The organism is Geomonas azotofigens (assembly GCF_018919395.1).
GTDB lineage: Bacteria > Desulfobacterota > Desulfuromonadia > Geobacterales > Geobacteraceae > Geomonas > Geomonas azotofigens.
This window is the reverse complement of sequence record NZ_JAHLME010000003.1, coordinates 345,294-364,053: the sequence shown is the minus strand read 5'-3', so window position 1 is coordinate 364,053 and position 18,760 is coordinate 345,294. Positions and strand designations below refer to the sequence as shown.

Here is an 18,760-nt window from a genome sequence, read left to right as displayed (position 1 = left end):
CAGATGCCTTGCCTGCAACACAACATGGACTTTAACCATCAGATCAAGTCCTCCTTCTTGGGTGAAGGGTTGAAGGTGAACCCGCTTGTTTTGGGGGTGTCTTTTGTTTCCGGTGCCTTCTTACCAGTGTTTGCCGGCTTGTGTGCCTCGGAAAGCTCATTGACAGGCGGTTCCTGATGGCGGCTGGACTGAGCCAGGATCAGGCGGTTTGTGTAACCGCAGAATGCGGAATAACCGAAAGCCACCTTTCCCTCCTCATGCAGGGTTTCCCAGATTTCCCTGACCGGCCACCCGTCGTTGAGCGCCTGTATGATGTCGGGACGCAAAGTCAGGAAAACGGCCCGGTTCTTTTTTTTATTGGAGGTCATCGGCTTATTATCGACTGCCCTGGCCGCTATGCGTTCAGAGAGAGTTTTCATCTGCCCACCTCATTTTGCCCATCGGATTTTGCCGCTATTTAATCGCTACGCTGTCGCCTTTGCAACAGCCACGCTACCGCTTCGTTACCGCTACTTTAACGCTACTTTACCGCGGCATCGAAATTCTACCGCCGATCTTGCAGAATTTTGTAAAAATCTAATTCAATATCACTAATTCCATGTAGCGTTGCGGTAAAATAGCGAAGGTCGAAAAACCGTATCGGAAAAATCGCGGTCCGGAGCGGGGCAGGATATGTGAAGTTAGCTAACCGGCGAGCCGGTTAACTATCTTCACCTCCCCTTATTCGCACTACGTGCTCAACGGGTATCCTGCTCTGCGAGGCTGGACGGCTGCCGCCGTCCCCCCCTTGAAGTCGTACTCCTCAAAGAGGCCATCATGGCTGAAAAGAACAGGCCACGTGCGCAACAACTGCACGTCCCGGTGCGACCGGACGAGAAAGCCACTATCGAGAAGTTGGCCGCGTCCACCGGCCTCCCTGTCGCCGCCTATCTGCGGAACGTGGGATTGGGCTACCAGGTGCATAGCATCCTGGACCGTGACCAAGTTGACGAGTTAGCACGTATCAACGGAGATCTTGGCCGTCTGGGCGGCCTCCTAAAGCTATGGCTCACCGATGACCCGCGCACGGCGCAGTATGGCGAGAGACTCATCCGTGCCGTCCTTGCCCAAATCGAAAACACTCAGGGCAAGATGCAGGAAATCATGCAGACGGTGGTTCTACCAAAGGCCTCGCGGTGAGGAAATTTTCAGCCGCTAAAAACAACGTTCCCGGGAGGCCGCTGCATGATCGCGAAGAAGGTACCGATGAGGTCCGTGGGCAGGAGCGATTACGGTGGTTTGGTGAAGTATCTAACCGATAGACAGGGAAAGCATCAACGTCTCGGCTATGTGACCGTCAGCAATTGTCAATCTGAAAAGTGGCAGGTCGCCATCCTCGAAGTCCTCAACACCCAGGCTCGCAATACACGGGCGGTATCAGACAAAACCTATCACTTGATAGTCAGTTTTCGTGCAGGGGAGGAACCGGTTGACGCCACTTTGAAAGCGATCGAGGAGAGGATCTGCAACGAGTTAGGTTACAGCGAGCATCAGCGGGTCTGTGTCGTCCACAACGACACAGACAATCTGCACTTTCACATCGCGATCAACAAGATTCACCCGACACGCCACACCATTCACGATCCTTACTACGATCACACAACCCTGGCGAAAGTCTGCCAAAAACTCGAACAACAATACGGTCTCCAACCAGACAACCACCAGGTGTTGAGGAATGGAAGCGAGAACCGTGCTGCCGACATGGAAAGGCATGCCGGGGTGCAAAGCCTGTTGGGGTGGATCCAGCGCGAGTGTGTCGAAGAGATGCGTCTAGCCGAAAGTTGGGCCCAATTGCACGCCATGCTGGCCAACAGCGGGTTGAAACTTGAGGAAAGAGGCAACGGTCTCGTCATCACGAACGGTGACAGGCTTGGCGTCAAGGCAAGTTCGGTTTCAAGGGAACTGTCGAAAAGCAAGCTGGAGAAACGATTGGGGGCTTTCGAGCCGCTCGACGAGGTGGACACCATGCGGGCCATGCAGGCGCGTCTGGCGCAATCGCAGCCTACGGGCAACATAGGTGCCATACCCCCACCGAACAGGCAAACCGTCCTGCGGAACCTCTCGAATCTTGAAGCAGTAAAAACAAGCGGCAGGCGTTACCGAGCGCAGCCGATGCATTCCCGATACGACACCGGCAAGCTGTACGCGAAGTACCGGGAGAACCACCAAATAGCCGCGACGGCGCGGGCGGCAGAAAAGACCAAAATAGCGGAGCGGAAAGAGCGTCTGGTCGACTCGGCCAAACGAATGGCAAAGCTAAAGCGGGATAAGATCAAGGCCGTGAAAGCCAACGGGCGGATTAAAAGAGTCCTCTATGGCGTGATCAACAACATACTCCGTGAGGATATCCGGAGGATCAAAAGACAATGCACAGCCGAGCGTCTGGCCGTCGATGGAAAATACCCATGGCGGTCATGGGCCGACTGGTTGAGGGCGAAGGCCGTCGAGGGAGACCCCGAGGCCCTAGCCGTTTTGCGCGCCCGCGATGCGGCAACCGGTCTGAAAGGAAACACCGTAACCGGCAAGGGCGGCCGGAAGAATGCACCGATAGTGGCAGAACGAGACGGCATCACCAAAAAAGGAACGGTCATCTATTACATCGGCTCGACCGCGATACGCGATGACGGGGACAGGCTTCAGGTTTCGAGGGGGTACACAATAGAGGGGCTGCAGGACGCGCTACTCTTGGCGTCGGAAAAGTATGGTTGTTGCATCGCAGTCAACGGTACCGAAGCCTTCAAGGAACAGGTCGTCCGGGTGGCGGCCGTCGGCAGGTTGCCCATTACCTTTGACGATGCCGCATTGGAGCGCCATCGCCAGGAACTGCTGGAATCCGGAATCCTCCGGGAGAAAACAAGTGGACACGCAGCCCATTACTGTAAGCCCACGGTCGAAGGCATTGGACGAAAGCCGCCGCCCCAAGGCCAGAATCGTTTGCGAGAGCTGTCAGAACTCGGTGTGCTTCAGTTGGCCGGCGGAGGTGAGGTGCTATTGCCGCATGATGTTCCTGATCATTTGGAGCGGCAAGGGACCAAACCGGATTACCCCGTTCGACGGGATATTTCCCGGCTAGTAGAAATGACGCTAGGCCAGGCAGCCGCTGAGAAATACGTTGCCGATCGCGAGGCAATTCGGCTGAAATCCTCAGACATGCCTAAACACCGCCGCTACGACCCGGCAGACAGAGGCGCCGCCGACTTTGCCGGACTCCGCAAGGTGGATGGTGAGTTCCTGGTGCTTCTGAAACGGGACGAGGAGATCATGGTCCTGCCTATCGGCGCCGGTACCGCTCTCCGACTCAAGCGCGTCCAAATAGGGGAAAGCATCACCGTGTCAGCAAATGGTTCCGTTACACGAAATAGGGGGCGCGGTGGAACCGAAGGGGCAGACTCCGGCCAAAAAACGAAAGGCCGCCCCCCACGAATTTGATCAAGACACCAAAGTCCCCCCGTGAAAACGGCATACAACGGGCGAGCTTCTCTGCCCCCACAGGAAGATATGGGTGCAGACCAGATCGCCGCCGAAAAGAGGCTTCTCGTTCCTCACCGGCTTGGCAACCAATAGCCGCCCCAATCCCGCGCAGAAAACTGACCGAAGCGGTCAAACCTTCCAAGGTCAGATTGAGTTGGGTCAGGCGCTCATTAGGGTTGTCGGGAGGGCTGCATCCCCCCAGGCGCTCCCGTATTGGTGGCCGCTTTATGCACGGTTCCTCGCTTTCAATTGGAAGGGCCGCCCAAGGGGCCCTTCCAATTTGGCTGCTGAACTCTCTAGACCACCCTCGGGTCGCCACCCTATATAACGATCCATTTGTAATCCGGTAGGACAAGTCCTTGCCCATAAAAGATGCCATTAGTTTTCTCGTGTTCAGTGGTTAAGCCCCCTTCTTCCTCTAAGGAGAGGAGGGATGAGTCTCAATTGCAGCGTTATTGCGGAGATACTTTCATGACGGCTGGCCGATCAAGCCGGGTCAAACGCCTTTGCAAGGTGTGGGGTACTTATGGAACAACGGGCAGTAGCGACCAGTCGCAGGTCGAGTTAACCGGTAACTTCCCATTCCCATATATCGTGCCGGTGCTCCCCCACATCGGCTTCCCGCGCATATTGTACATAAGGGGATAGGTATATTTCCCACTTGCATCGGTCTGGTTTCTGACACCCATGCCCGGTTCGAGGGTGGCGACAGTACCGACGCCTCCAATCCACCCGTCATTTGGATCGATATGAACGAAGTCGCGCATGGAACTGTACTGTAACGCATAATCTGTGAGGACAAACCCCAGACGCTTGACGGTTGCAGGGGCAACAGACCCCGGTTCGAAGAATGTATAATCAGTTGCAGAGACAGTGACCGGTTGAGCCTGCGACGTCAGTTCGTAATAGATATTGGCAAGATCGTGTCTGAAGGCATCAATATCATCGTCGCTTCCGTTGTGATTACCTAGTTGGTCAGCCAAAGTGATCGTAGACGGCTCTCCCGCAGGGTGCCATTCATTCTGCAGGCAGACGAAATCGGTGTTGTTGAAGATGTCGACCGGTGTTGGTTCGGAGATGTCGCGATAGCCATGAACAGTCGTACCATCTTGCGCAGTATGGATCAGATATACATACACATCCGTTGCAGTTACCGGAATCTGCGCATTTGCCAAGGAGAATAGCAACTCGGCAGCACCATTCGCCGGAATAGAGGACTGATCTGCAACGGTCGCACTTGCATATTTGATTTCAGGAGAAGAATCAACGGGCTGAGACAGGAAAGGATTGCCCAAGGCGTCACGAAAAATCACCAGCAACTCTGTGCTCCCGGGACCAGTGGCAGTGGGCGATGTGTTCTTTGCAGTCAAAGCAAAATCATTGAAGGTCTTTGCCGTGCTCTCTCCACTCACCGAAGCATAGACGCCACGTGGCGGTAGTGAAATATCCAGATCGCCAGCAACACCATCCAGGAATATCTGCTCATAGGCCACAGCATCCGGTTCATTGCCGAGTCGGCCTCGGTATACAACAATCAGAGAGACATCCCGGGCCAATGGCGGTAGCGGATCATTAGACAAATCAAAATCGAGTGATGTGCCGGATGTGTCGATCGTACAAACAGGATTTTCTCTTGTGCACCCCCTAAGCGAGTACTTACGGAATATATAATCGCCGTCAGGCACAAGTGTTCCAGCTGATGCGGTGCCATTTTTCTTGTACTGCCTGAAGATAACCATTAGATCGACCGAGCCACCATTCATGGCTTCACCCGTCTGCGTGTTGTTGCGGACATTTAGGCGGATTTGCTTACTGGTGGGTAGCATGTCTTGCGGAACCGTGACGGTCAGATTTCCCCTTAAAAAATAGTTCAGCATGGCTGCTGAATAGCCTACCGTGCGAGGAATCAGTTTTTCTGCGTATTCCTTCATACAGCTTTCATCAAGACGAAACGAACTGTAAAACATCCCTCCTTCCCCTCCATACTCCTCAAAGAATTTAAGAGTGTTGGGGCCGGGCATGGTTAGGCAGTTGAGAGGTTCACCGGTTGTGTTCTGCTTGGCAATCTGGAAGGTCTTATAACTCTTCCCGTCAACATCGGTTCGCACCACGGGGTCAAGATAGTTATCAATGAAATCCTGCAAATTCGTTTCACTCTTCCGCGGGTATGGGAAGTGATAGCGCGTTTCGGTCGGTGCATAGCGGTCAGCGGCAAAGGCGGTACTCTCCGAGAAAAAGTTGCTGTTAGTATATTGAGCCAACCCTTGGGAAAGCGAGGTAGATGGCGTAATAACATAAGAAATAGGATTATTGGCTGCATCCTTAACCAATACATCCATTCCTTCGCGGGTATCGGACAACCTGGCTACAGGCGCCTTGGTTGGATCATCATTGAACAGCTTAGTAAGATCAACCTGAACTTCTGGAACAGGATACACATTTTCGCCGACAGCATCCTTCTTATCCAGTATTTGCTCTCGAATCACTTTTATATCGTTGTCTTTAGCCCAGGTCTCAAATCCGTTGACTATCCATTTCCAGCCAAAGCCATCGGGTATATGGGTATCGTCCCGCACATGGTTCGGCTGGGACATGTCCTGTACCAAGTGCATCTGGTAACCGAGTCCCTTGAGCATCTTGACCAGGTTGTCATCCTCTGCTTCTTTGCTAGTGGCGGTGACATAGTTGTAAAGATGATCCCGCACCGTTCCCCACGACCAATCTCCCCCAAAGAATTTCTCCTGTTCTGTTTTATCCTGTGCCCATAGAGGTGTCGACATTCCGGAGGTCTCCCGCCACCCCGTCCGGTTCAGTGACCGGTTCGGCGCATGAAAGTGGTTACCCGAGCGGGCAGTGGGTGGCCAGTACCATGCCCAGTCATCCTCCCGTTCGGCCCCTTCGCGGATCCAATCCCTCACTGTTCGTTCAACTCCCCCTTGTCGAAAGGAAATATTAAGGAAATCGTTATCAAAGACTCTAGTAGCAGCATATTGCGAAAGGGTGGGATGCGTTTCGATGTCGTTCCACCCATACGAATTGCCGGCAATGAATATCGCCATTACAGCTACGCAATAAAAAAATGATTTCATAATCACTCCAAGGTGTATAAAGTGTCTGAGGGTAGCCCTAGCTCAATATTTTCTTTGTTACTCTCACGTTTCATCAAATCAAGTTTTTTGCCTGACACTCCAACTGGCATGGTGACAAAGCTCTTTCTGCGCTCTTCCATACTCAATCCTTTCAGCCGGAAAGTCGGACGGTCCCCTTCCCAAGCTACCTCATCATTTGGCCACTGCCCCTTGAGACCGGACCAAGAATTTGGTGGCCATTGCTTGTACCCCGCCTTGAAGATCGTCAAATGGAGTTCGTCAAGATTGCTAAGAAGCAGCAAGCCTTTTCCTGGAATTTTGAACGCGCCGTTTCGGTCCGTCAGCGTCTCGGCGCTGTCATACCATTTGCTGGAGGCGCCACCTACCGTGCCCCAGACCTTGTACCAGTCGCCATGAACGACTACCCCCTCCACCGGCTTTTTCGTAACCGCATCTATGACCCATCCTTCATACGGGCCGTCTACCCGCACAAAGCTGACACAGCCTGCGCAAGAAAAGAATAGTGCAGCAAGAAACAGCTTGCGTATGTACTTGCCAGCAACAGCTAAAAATTGACCAGCTTCCACGTTCCGTCCTCCTGGATGTAATACACCGGATAGCCGATCACCACCTTCTGCCCTTTGACTGTTTCTTCACGAAACAAGCGTGCCTTCGCTCGTTGTTCGGAAGCGTAAACCAGTTCAATTGACGGCAGATCTTGAGCCAAAAGCGGTAGCTTGTCCACATAAGCAGTAAAGCCGGTCCGGTAAGCATTTTGCGCTGATGTTAGGAGATGCGCTACAGCCCCTTCCACATCCTTCGCCATCAGCTTTGACTTCATCCCTTCCCATTTCCCTTGCAATAGCACCTCAAGCTGCGACCTGCTCATGACCGTAATGCTCCCTGAGCTTGTGTACATCTGCCCGTCCGGCCCAAGCGCACTGGCGGTGATGGTGTAGGTCCCCTCGACTGTGAAATTCGCGGTAAATTCTGCAGGACCCGATCTAGGTGTTAGTAAGACTGGCACTGGCCCGGCAACGCCGACCGTCGGATTGGCAATGACGAAATTGCCGTCCAACCGGATTGATATATCCAACGGTGCCGTGCCGGATTCGATATTGGAAATGACGCGGAGATAATTGCCGATTTGGGCCGTGACGCTCCGGCTTTGCGTAGTAGTCAGCCCATTGGCATCGGTGGCCTTGATCTGGATTGAGTTGGTACCTTCTACCAAAGGAACATGATTGGCGATGAAGCGGCTGCCGCTGATGGTGGCAGGAATACCGTTGACCATAATGCCTGTCTCAGCGCCGGTTGAGTTGATGACCGTGCCGCTTACAGCGCAATCCCGACCAGTGACAGTGGCGTTTTCGAGTGGTGCTTCAATCTGCACAGTCAGGCTCGGCACTACCCCCTCAATGCTGCCGCCCCTCCGGGTCAGTTCGGCAAGTTTTCCAGCCCATGCTGTTCTCAAGGTTTCGATAGCGGCGGTCGCAGTTGTGGTGGTGCCTCCTGGCGTCATGAGCAACACAAATCCCACCTTGAATGACTTCCGTGACACGCTAGCATCGGGAATACGTGTGCCCTCTGCTGCAATGATATCGTCTACAGTTACCGTTTTTGCCGTTCCCGTAACCTTAGCACCTAGTTGCGGAATCTGATTTTTGTCGATGCTGGGATTCTCAATCAAAAGCATGGGCGACACCTGCTCCTTCGGGATCATACCCATGAGGTACAGGTCCAGCGGGCTGAAGCCGTTTTGCATGGCCGTGGAGGTGTAGGTGCCGTCGCCGTTGTCCCTCCAGCCGTTGCCGTACATGACGGAGCCTTGGGTATCGAGGAGGTAGCTCCAATGCGCCGCGTCGCGCCCGAGGAGAGCATCATTCAAGCTGCCATCCGGGTTCTTGAATCGGACGTACGCACCGAAGCGGTGCATCAGTTCGTGGTTAAGGGTGATGATCGTCTCGTCAAGTTTCGGCCCGTACGGGTTCGCCGCGAGCGCCGTTACGTTCCCCAGGTCGATGGTGCCGTAAAGCTTGCCGGCGCTTCCGAATGAGGGGGAGTTGTCGAAGAGGGCCTGCCCTATTCCCTGAGTGTCATTCTTAACGCCCAGATAGAACCCCTTGGCCTCAGAGTCGGGCATAGCGTAATCGAAGTTGGAGAGGATAACCAGGAAATCAACGGCGTCCGCGTGCGTGCGGAAGTACTCCTTGGCGATCTCCTGACGTGGGAGGACGTTCAAGGTCCCGTCCCCCTTGTTGATGTCGTAGTTTCCAGTCACCTCCATCACAGTCACGTTGCCGAAATCGCCAAGCGTCTTGGCGGTAAACTGCGGTGTCGTGAAGGTCAAGTCTCCCGATGTCGAAGTAAAACCGTTCTGGTTTGTCGAGGATACCCGAAAATGGTACGCGGTGGCAGAAACGAGCCCGGAAATGGTAACAACGTGATTCGTCACCAGTGCCCCGTCAGTTGCCGTGTTACCGTAGCCTACGGTTGCACCGTATTCCACCAGGCTGCCGGCTGGTTGATCGGTGGTCCACGAGATGATCGCCGAGTCAACGGTTGAGGAGTTTGCTGTTGCGGCACTTATTATGGGGAGTATTGGCGCCATGCCAGCATTGATGGTTACTGTTCCGCCGGGCGTGATCGTCCCTGAAAAAGTATATGTAGCATATCCATCCTTGGTTACATTTCCTCGAAAGCTCCCTAACGGGATCCCTGTAATGGTAAATTTGCCGTCGCCGGTGGAAACAGCAGTGTGAAGTCCGTTTGCGGAATCGGTAACGGATACGGTTGCCGATGGCAGCGCCGAGCCGCTCAATGAGTTGGTAACGGTGCCGATAATGTTCCCACTAATAATGCAGGTCACGTTAATGCTTTGGCTAGCTACTTGATCATCCTGGTCCTTTGCCTGGACAGTTATCGTATTAGCTCCTTCAATCAGTGCTATCGATACACTGTACGATCCGTTGACAACAGAGGCCTGAACTCCGTTGACGGTGACTTGGGCATTATTGTTAACGCTGCCGCTGACGGTGATTGAAGAGGTGTTGACAACAGCCCCGTCTTGTGGCGATGCAATGCTGACCGAGACCGGCCACATTCTTGCCATCGAGACAACTGCGGTATTCTGTCCGCTTTGCAATACGCCACTGACACTCTTTCTGGAGTATCCCTCTTTCTGACAGGTGACCTAAAAAGCACCGGGAGTAAGACCATAAAAGTCGGCGTACCCCCCCCCCATAGAATTCGTGTCCCATGTTGCTTTCATGATTGGACCTACAGGATCTGTCACAGTCACCTGAACCCCTCCAAGCTTGTAGTAAAGGCCGGTAGGATCACCCTCTGTCACGGTCACGGTTAAGTCCGCTGGCTCGTGTATGGCGGTGAGCCGAACACGGAGGGTGGAATGATCTTCATCGCTCGAGAGTATTTGTAGGGAGTCGAAGTGAGTACCAGCAGAAGCGTGGGTAAAACTAACTGCCACAGAGCAGGTTGCCAAGGAGGGAAGGACAATTCCGGTACAACCATCCGATGTGACCGTAAACGGTACAGCCGGCGGCACTATTTTCACTATTTTCAGATTACCTTTTCCTGCATTTGAAACAGTGAGATTGAGGACTTTTGAGGTGCCGACTTCAATTGAGCCGAAGTCGAGTTTTGACGGAGTTACGGATATTTCTTGTTCATCAACAGCCTCTGAGAAATATGCCTCCGAAACGCCAAAATTCCCTGTCGTTACAATCCTTATTTTCATAAAGCCGAACCCATCCATCAGGTGGAGGATGGGGGTAATATTTAGCTTGTTCCATCCTGTGCTGACGGTGAATGACAGTGCGGTTGCTTGCACGGAAAGACCGTCCGCAGCGTAAGCATATACCGTGACTACAACAGAGGTCCCTTGGCTGACGTACAGATTCAAAGCAGCTGCAGAAAGTTTAGTCGAGTCGATGTTTGCCCGTAAGCTGAGAATATCGAAAATTCCTTTACTTTTTTGTATGATGACGCCTTGGCTTGTGAGGCCGTCCTTCAAAAGAGCAGTTTGATCAACGGGACTGATATCCATAGCGGTCTGAGATTTGAGACCAGTACATGACATGGCTTGAGTCAATAGAGTGTGGCTTTGGCAAACATCTCCTATCCCGTCACCATCAAGATCTATCTGCTGCGGGTTGTAGGTATGGGGGCAGTTGTCCAAGACGTCTATGACACCGTCACCATCGCTATCAGTAGTATCTCCAATAGCTATGTATCCTTCCTTCGAGGTGGTGTTCACGGCGCCACTTACGTCGGTTACGGTCAAACGAACGGTGTAATTGCCAGTTCCGCTGTAAAGAAACGAAGGATTCCTTTCGGTGGAGTCCGTAATACCGTCATTGTTGAAATCCCACGACCATGCGACAATCGCCCCCTTGTTTGAGCGAGAGAGGTCCGTGAAGTTCACCATTAGCGGCGACAGGCCTTTAAGCGGCGTAGCACTGAATGAGGCAGTAATAGGATTGTTCTCGTATGCGCCAATGTCAGCGATACCCTCCGCTATTCTGGGATGCCCAGAAAGATCTTCCACAGGCAGAGAAGGGGCGGCATTGCTCCCCTTGTTGATCAGAGGTGAACTCGTAGTGAGACGATAATCGCCTGTTGTGGAGTTTACAAACAGAGGGTCGACATTTATGTTACTCCCCTGTGTTTGCAACATGACCTGCGCTTTTAACGGGGTGAAGTTGTTATAGAAAGCATTCGTTCTTGGCACACTTGAGGAATCAAATATATCTCCACCTTCTGAGGCTGAGTTCCCCCATATGGTGTTGTTGTAAAAATTAGCGGCGCCATCGACAATATAGAAAATACCTCCGCCTTGGCCGATTGGGTTATAAGTGCTTACAGTGTTATTCGTGAAGGTATTATTGATCAATGTAAGATTGGTCGATTGGGAGTAAACACCGGCTCCATACCCGTAGCCACTCAACCCGTTGAGTGTGTTCCCCGCAACAACGTTGTCCAAAAGAGACACGTTCCCGGAATTCCAGATCTCTACTCCTGCCCCACGCCCACCGCGGCTGGAGACCGTATTACGTGTTATAACGTTCTTAGACATGAGCAAATCGTAATACCCAATGACCAGCAGTCCAATCCCCCTAATGGTGTCGTGATTTTCAGTTATTACGTTGTCCTTAATAGAAAGTTTACCGGACATCAAGGAGCCAGATGCTCCGTTCCCCGAGAGGATGTTATTTGCAAACACGACCTCATATGCACAATCGTCAAGGCCGACGCCAGAAGTCCCAGACCTGATGGTCAGTCCGTCTACAACAACTTTGGACGCATAGGGCACCCAGGTGTTGTTGTCTCTATTGATTCCGAGGATACCTTTTGAAGAGGTGGGGTCATAGAGAACAGTGTTAGCGGGATTGAGTTCTCTCTTCCGGCATCCGTCGAAATAACCTCCTGACAGAGTTATCCCGTATGCGTCTTCCAAATTTGCGAAGAAACCGCTGGAGTCGGGGACCGCGTACATCCCCTGTTCAAGCATGATTATGTCATGTCTGTTGTCTGTCACAGCGGAAGTTAGCACTTCCTGGAGCTCTGCACTGCTAGTAACGCAGAACGATCTGGTACAGGCATCTCCGACACCGTCACCATTGCTATCAAGCTGATCCTGGTTGTACACAGTTTGGCAGTTATCGGTACTATCATCAATACCATCACCGTCGCTGTCAACAGCGAAAGCTGACACCGCAGTCAATACAATCAGAAGAAGGGACAGCGCAAGAACCCTTATTGAATACCCTATATCTTTCATGTACTCTCCTTTGCCTCCTAGCCTCTTGCCGTTTTGCGGTGGCTGGAATGTGTGGTGCCGGGATGATCAGAAAACTCTTACTTAACAAAAACTGCGCCAAATTGCCCATACACGAAAATGATAATGGAACCGACGAGTTATTTCGTATTAGGTCGAATTATTAGACAACACCAACTGTTCATTTTTTTACAGTCACTGGATCAGAAACGCAAGTTAATGGAACAGAGACAGTGGCTTAGGATCAACTGTAAAGTTTTTCACATGTTCATTTTTTTACAATCAGCCATTAGTTTTGCCCGTGAGTAAGAACACCTCAGCCTATGACAATGCGGAATACACACAATTATATTTTCCCAATAATACCTGTCAGCCTGCGGGGACGGCAGCCGGGGGAACGGTGTTGTGAAGGAAGCCGTTTTTCGGGGGAGCGGCGTAGCTGGAGCGGAGGCGGAAGCGGAGACGGGATCTTGGAAACTAAGGCTTACCGGAGGGGCTTGGTATGGTCCACCATTGGTTGATGACTTCCGTGCATGACTTTTCGCGCTGAGGGGTTAATAGTTTGCCTGAAGGACGGCTACGCGCGGCCGATACTTCAGGTTCTTTCGGCTTTCCAGCTCTCAACCTGCCGGGATCAGCAAGCGAGTTGACGGTGGCCGTCACCGCTCCAGCCCCGCCAACGAAAACCTGTGTTTGATGTTTTGCCTGCAACAGGAACCTGCAACTCGGGAGGCTGACATCCCGCGTTATTCTGCCACAGCCTCCTTGCGCCGGATGGGTATCACGTTGTCCGGCAGCCCCGGTACCAGGGATCCGCCGATGACCTCCACCAGCTTGTCTCGCCAAAGGGTCAGCGCCGTCTCGATCTGGCGCAGGTACCGGTGGTGGTCGTAGTTCTTCTTAGTCCCCTCCCTGGCGTGATTCAGTATTGCCTCGGCGGCGCTCGCGCTGATGCCGTCGATGTCGGACATGTAGGTGCGGCAGGTGCGGCGCAGATCGTGTGGCCCCCATGGTGGCAGCCCCAGGTACTTGTTCACGAGAACCAGGTGCCCGAGAGCATTGGTCGATATCGGTCTCAGTTCAGACTCCCCACCTCCCCTGTTCTTTACCCGCGACTCGAAAATATACCCCTTCTTGTCCCCAATCAGCGCCAGCGCCTCGGGCACCAAAAATACACGGTGGTCCATGCGGTTCTTGTCATAGCGGGCTTTAGTCCTCTCCTTTGGAAGCGTCCACCAGTTACCCTCGATCTCGTCGGAATGCAGCCCTAGCACCTCGCCCGGTCGCTGCCCGGTGAGGAGAATTAAACGCAGGGCGTTCCTTGCCTCTACGCCCCCGGTGGCCCTGGAGAGTTCCTTCCAGAAATGCCTTATCTCATCCTCGCTGAAGGTCCTGCTCCTAACGCCAGGCACCAGTCTCACCTGCACCGGCTTGGAGAGGAAACTCTTCACGCTACCGAGGATGAAGGGGTTCGTCTTCACCATCTCCCGCGCCAGGGCATAGGAGAACATTGGCCGCGCTGCCCGGATCAGGTTACGTGCAGCTGCAGCCGACCTCGCCGAGACGTCCTTGACGAGCTTCGCCGCCTCCTCCGTCGTGATGCTAGCGACCTTCCTGGAGCGCCAGGTCTTGAAATCATCGAGCGTCCCCTTCTTCCCCGTCGTTAACAGGATGCGCTTGATGCCGTACACGGAGGATTCGACCAGTTGCCCCTCCACGTTGTTGGCGATGTACTCCCGGGCCAACTCGTCGAAAGTGAGGTCACGCCTTCGTTCCTCAGGCACCTCCTCCGTCACCTCCTCGGGCTCGGCTGCCGGGTTCACTCCACCCTTCACCTTCTTGCGGGCCGCCTCGAACTGTTCCCGCGCCTCCTCCAGCGACAACTGTGGATAGGTCCCGAGGTTCAGCTCCCAGCGCTTCTCATTCAGCCGGTAGAGATAAAGCCAGACCTTGGCCCCGGAAGGAAGTACCCTGACGGTAAAGCCGTTCCCCTCGGAGCGAGTGTACTTCACCTCCTCGGGTTTCAGCTTCCTTATCATGGTGTCGGTGAACATCGTGCTTTTGGTTCGTGCCATTTTCCCCTCGTGTTTTTTGCAGCGATCGCTGCAATATCGCTGTAAAAAAGTCTGTGCTTGGACGGTATACCGTGAAACATCCTGAAAAGAAAATTACACTAATAATCACGTATTGTCAATATGTTAGACCTTAATTTGAAATGTTTTGAAACACCGTGAAACACGCTGAAAATAAGGATTGCTTAAACTGCAAATCCTTCATTCATCGGTTCAAATCCGATTGCCGCCTCCAAATAGAAAAAGGGCTTACAGTGACACACTGTAAGCCCTTTTTCTTTATGCCGTAGTACATCCGTAGTAATCCACGAAGCTCTTCCCTATGCCCACAACTGTGGCGCCACCTCCCCTGCAATTTCTTTCGCTGACATCGCCGCCGGCATATCATCCTTTCCAAAGGGTTGAATAGGATGTTTGCTGGAGGTGGCCCTTCAGAACAAAAGTCATGCGCCCAATCGCGACGGCAGGAACCGAGCTGCTTCTGGAAGAGACGTGGCGGTTAGCAGGAGCCTACGGGGGACGTTGCTGCTTTTGAGATTTTCTCACCGCCTCGTTTCGCCGTCATCCTTCCTCTCCTTCGAGGCGGGCGTGGCCGGTTGCTCGGGGGCGCCGGCGATCGGGAGATGCCAGCCCCAGCGGATGGCCATGAGCCGCAGCCCGAAACAGAGGACCGCACCGGCAATGGTCACCGCCGTCGCCGGCAACCGCAATGCAGAGCCGATCACAACTACGGCGGCGCCGGCTAAGGCCGCCATGGCATAAATATCGGAGCGCAATACGGCGGGAACCTCGGTCAGGAGCACATCGCGGCTCATGCCGCCTCCGATCCCGGTCAGCATGCCAAGAACCGCAGCCATGGCGGGGTTGAGACCGAATACGAGGGCTTTTTGCGTGCCGGCAACAGCGAAGAGTCCCAGTCCGGCGGCGTCAAACAGGAGGACCGGACTGCGCAAACGGTCGATGATGGAGGGGCGCCAAAAGGTAACCATTCCGGCAAGCAGTGAAACCGCCAGGTAGTACCAGTTGCTAATGGCTGCCGGTGGCGTAGAGTCGATCAACAAGTCGCGGACTATGCCTCCGGCATTCCCCGCCGCAAACGACAGGACCAAGACGCCGAACAGGTCAAGGCGGCGCTTTATTCCTGCCATTGCGCCGCTCAGCGCAAAGACAAAAGTGCCGGTGAGATCAAGCACCAGCAAAAGCGTTCCCATCCCGTTCTCAGTCATCTCACACTCCGCGATCCCTTACCGCACCGGCGACCTGCACGCCCTATGAGGCAAGCCATGTGAGCGCCGCGACGACCAAGGTCTCGACACCGGTTTCCAACGTTGGATGGAGCACAGGGGCGAACAAGGGGCTATGGTTCACCGGCAGCTTATTGAGGGTTCCCGCCTCTTTGGCCTTTGCATAGGTTTCCCGGTCGGTGCCGCCGACAAACCAGAAAACCGATGGCACGCGCCAGGCCGTCCCGAAACAGCCGAAGTCTTCGCTCGCCGGCGCCGGCCCGGTATGGTGCACGCGCGCCGGGGAGAAATGAGCGCGGAAGGCTTCGGCGATCCGTTGGCTTGCCGCCTCGTCGTTTACATTGAGCGGATACCGGTCCAAGGGCGTGATCTCCGGGCTCCGGGGAGCACCGGAAGCTGCGGCCTCGGCATTGACGATCCGCTCGATGGCAGCCAGCACGCGCTCGCGGACACCGGCATCGAATGTCCGCACGTTCAGCTTTATGATGGCCTCGTCCGGTATGACATTCTCCTTGGTGCCGGCTTGCACGACGCCGACCGTGACGACTGCGGCCTCGGTCGCGGCCACCTCGCGGGAAACGATAGTCTGAAGCCGCAGGACGATGGACGCGGCCATGACCACGGGGTCAACGCTGGCTTGCGGCATCGACCCGTGTGCACCACGGCCGAACAGCTTGATTTGAAGGCTGTCCGCCGCCGAGGTGATGGGGCCGGCACTTCCGGCGATGTCACCGGCCGCTCCCAGCATGACGTGCTGCCCAAGCACGACAACCGGTTGGGGGAAACGGACGAGGAGGCCATCGTCGATCATGGCCTGGGCACCCTGCGCCGTCTCCTCGCCTGGTTGGAAGACGACCATCAACGTTCCTCGCCAGGCATTGCGTGCCTGAGCGAACAAAGCGGCGGCGCCGGCAAGCCAAGCCACATGGATGTCATGGCCACACATATGTCCGACCGACACGGCTTTTCCTTCCGCATCCGTCGTGGTCTCTTGGCTCGCATAGGAAAGATCGGTTGCCTCTTCAATGGGTAGCGCATCCATGTCGGCACGCACCATGACCGTCGGCCCTTCCCCGTTGCGGAGCAGGCCTACCACTCCCGTCTTGCCGACCCCGGTTGTCACGTCGTAACCCGCCCTGACAAGCCAATCCGCCGCCAGCTTTGCGGTACGCGTCTCTTGCATCGACAACTCGGGGTGGGCATGCACATCCTTGTAGAGTGCTTCGATGTCGGGGATCAGCCGATCGAGATTCTTCAGGACAAGATCCGAGGCAGTTGCTGTCTTTGTGTTCATACCTTTCTTCCTCGCAACACTGGTGGGGCTAGGTTGAAGTGCCGGCGGCCGTCTCCCGTGTCAGGGCACTCTTTTTGTGTTCGCATCGAATCATTCACCGCCAAAGACCCACGCTCCGGTCCTCGCTCTCTGTCGACGGCGCAGGTTCGTAAAGTAAACCATAAAAAGGTTGTGCCACAATCTCATACATTTTCCACCAGGTGGAAAGCTGTATCAGCCCAAAGAAAAAGGGGACAGGCCACTTTTCCCCCTTTACCTGCGAAATCTGTCGGCAGTTGCGTGTGTGGTCGATGTCAGCCGGAAACTTTCTGCTCTTCGAGAGTTGTGGTCAAAAGGCAACAGCGCTGTTAATTTTTATTTACATTAGAGAGAACTTGCAGTAAAAAGAAGCCTCCTTGGTTTGTGTAGTAGAAGCCTCCTATCGAAGTTTGGTAGGGGGCTTTGCTTTTGTCTGCCGGATTCCTCCCTGCCCCCCCTTTTCTCTTGCTCCCGAACGTCAGCCTGGTATGGTATGGTTCCTGGCAAGCAATTTGGCACCATTGCGAGCTTGCCGAATGCCCACCAGAAAATTGCCAAAGGAGTAAGGGATGCTCAAAATTTTGCTGATAATGCTTGTATTGCTCTCGACCAGTCCGTTTGCCGGCGCCAATGACAAACTGCCAAAGATGGATGAAGTTGAGACCTTGAGGGAACAGGGATATTCGGTGAAATCGATTAGCCCCATTTTTGGCCAACTCGTCATGCTCTCCTTTCCTAAGGGATTTACACCGGTTTTTGAAAACACAAATGGCACTCAATACATCAGTGAATCAGTTCTCGCCGGAGAAAACACAAAGAAGTGGTCGCAGATGGTCACGGTCACGGGATCGAAGGGGCTTGCATCGAATCCGAAGGTTACCCCGGAGGGGGTTGCCAATTCGATTGCCGGTGGTTTCAAGAAGGTCTGCCCCGCCTCATTCAGCGGAACTGGTTTAGGTGCATTCAAGCTCGGCAGCTACGATGCATTCGCCGCTGTTGTCGGTTGCGGAATCGCAAACCCTACTGGCGATGTATACAGCGAATCCATGCTCCTCATCGTCATCAAGGGCGAGAGCGACTACTACACCATTCAATGGGCAGAAAGAAGCGCTGCATCGCCCACTCCAATTAAGCTCGACGACAAGAAATGGGCCGATCGCCTCAAAAGGCTTACCCCCATCAAGTTGTGCCCCATCGTTCCAGGCGAATCAGCTCCCTACCCCAGTTGCGTGGGCGGCGCATAACGTTACCTTCGGTGGACATTGCCCGGGGAACAACAGGGGGACGCCCATGAAATTATGCGTTTCCCTTTGCCATGACGTCGGAAGAAACGCATGAAATCATGGGCGTCCCCATGTCCCTTGAAATCATGGGCGTCCCCATGTCCCTTGAAATCATGGGCGCCCCCATGTCCCTCATGTCCCTCCATGCCCCACGGGAAGGAGCGCCGGTCCAATTGAGGGGCTCGCCGTCTTCATAAAAGTATTGTTTTTTTTCTCAATGCATGCTAATGGTGCGATAAAATAACTAAACGTTCTCCGAACGGGCAAAACCAGAGTAATCTGGTGACGCAAAGCCACGGGTCCTAGCTTAGGATGGCCGGGTTGCCGAAGAGATGGATTTGCATCCTGGCACCCGGTTTTTTCGTGAAAAAGGAGCGCAATCGTCTTCGGAAGATGATTGCGCTCCTTTTTTTTATCCAGCTTCCCGGAGACGAGTCATCTTTGTATGCCGCA

General features: G+C 53.9%; 11 protein-coding genes and 1 riboswitch. Of the genes, 3 read left to right on the top strand and 8 right to left on the bottom strand.

Going from position 1 to position 18,760, the window contains the following annotated elements:
- Nucleotides 1–38: 38 nt before the first annotated feature.
- A complete protein-coding gene (locus KOL99_RS11390) occupies nucleotides 39–419 on the bottom strand; it encodes a TraK family protein (protein ID WP_216510593.1) in 381 nt (126 codons plus the stop codon).
- A gap of 397 nt (nucleotides 420–816) precedes the next feature.
- Here KOL99_RS11390 and traJ point away from each other — a divergent pair, with 397 nt between their 5' ends.
- Together traJ and traI are read left to right on the top strand one after the other, a co-directional pair.
- Nucleotides 817–1,179, top strand: a complete 363-nt coding sequence (gene traJ, locus KOL99_RS11385) for a conjugal transfer transcriptional regulator TraJ (protein WP_216510592.1) — start codon at nucleotides 817–819, stop codon at nucleotides 1,177–1,179.
- Nucleotides 1,180–1,224: 45 nt separating this feature from the next.
- Complete coding sequence (gene traI / locus KOL99_RS11380) at nucleotides 1,225–3,468, top strand: TraI/MobA(P) family conjugative relaxase (RefSeq protein ID WP_216510591.1); 2,244 nt, start codon at nucleotides 1,225–1,227, stop codon at nucleotides 3,466–3,468.
- 566 nt (nucleotides 3,469–4,034) lie between these two features.
- Here traI and KOL99_RS11375 read toward each other — a convergent pair.
- The 7 genes from KOL99_RS11375 to KOL99_RS11345 all read right to left on the bottom strand — a co-directional run bounded on the left by KOL99_RS11375 (nucleotide 4,035) and on the right by KOL99_RS11345 (nucleotide 17,006).
- Nucleotides 4,035–6,599 (bottom strand): hypothetical protein, encoded by a 2,565-nt coding sequence (locus tag KOL99_RS11375; RefSeq protein ID WP_216510590.1) that lies wholly within the window; start codon nucleotides 6,597–6,599, stop codon nucleotides 4,035–4,037.
- A gap of 2 nt (nucleotides 6,600–6,601) precedes the next feature.
- Nucleotides 6,602–7,186 (bottom strand): hypothetical protein, encoded by a 585-nt coding sequence (locus tag KOL99_RS11370; RefSeq protein WP_216510589.1) that lies wholly within the window; start codon nucleotides 7,184–7,186, stop codon nucleotides 6,602–6,604.
- On the bottom strand, nucleotides 7,165–9,711 hold the full coding sequence (locus tag KOL99_RS11365; RefSeq protein WP_216510588.1) for a carboxypeptidase regulatory-like domain-containing protein: 2,547 nt from the start codon (nucleotides 9,709–9,711) through the stop codon (nucleotides 7,165–7,167). The genes KOL99_RS11370 and KOL99_RS11365 overlap by 22 nt, the downstream gene beginning before the upstream one ends.
- A gap of 81 nt (nucleotides 9,712–9,792) precedes the next feature.
- Complete coding sequence (locus tag KOL99_RS11360; RefSeq protein WP_216510587.1) at nucleotides 9,793–12,399, bottom strand: choice-of-anchor D domain-containing protein; 2,607 nt, start codon at nucleotides 12,397–12,399, stop codon at nucleotides 9,793–9,795.
- A gap of 743 nt (nucleotides 12,400–13,142) precedes the next feature.
- The gene (locus KOL99_RS11355; protein ID WP_216510586.1) at nucleotides 13,143–14,471 is read right to left on the bottom strand and encodes a tyrosine-type recombinase/integrase; all 1,329 of its coding nucleotides are present in this window, start codon (nucleotides 14,469–14,471) and stop codon (nucleotides 13,143–13,145) included.
- A 539-nt stretch (nucleotides 14,472–15,010) separates the two neighbouring features.
- Nucleotides 15,011–15,694: a trimeric intracellular cation channel family protein gene (locus KOL99_RS11350; RefSeq protein ID WP_216510585.1), complete on the bottom strand. Its 684-nt coding sequence runs from the start codon at nucleotides 15,692–15,694 to the stop codon at nucleotides 15,011–15,013.
- A 43-nt stretch (nucleotides 15,695–15,737) separates the two neighbouring features.
- Complete coding sequence (locus KOL99_RS11345; protein WP_216510584.1) at nucleotides 15,738–17,006, bottom strand: amidohydrolase; 1,269 nt, start codon at nucleotides 17,004–17,006, stop codon at nucleotides 15,738–15,740.
- A 587-nt stretch (nucleotides 17,007–17,593) separates the two neighbouring features.
- Here KOL99_RS11345 and KOL99_RS11340 point away from each other — a divergent pair.
- Nucleotides 17,594–18,268: a hypothetical protein gene (locus tag KOL99_RS11340; RefSeq protein WP_216510583.1), complete on the top strand. Its 675-nt coding sequence runs from the start codon at nucleotides 17,594–17,596 to the stop codon at nucleotides 18,266–18,268.
- A 291-nt stretch (nucleotides 18,269–18,559) separates the two neighbouring features.
- A riboswitch (cyclic di-GMP riboswitch) is annotated at nucleotides 18,560–18,636 on the top strand.
- Nucleotides 18,637–18,760 lie beyond the last annotated feature (124 nt).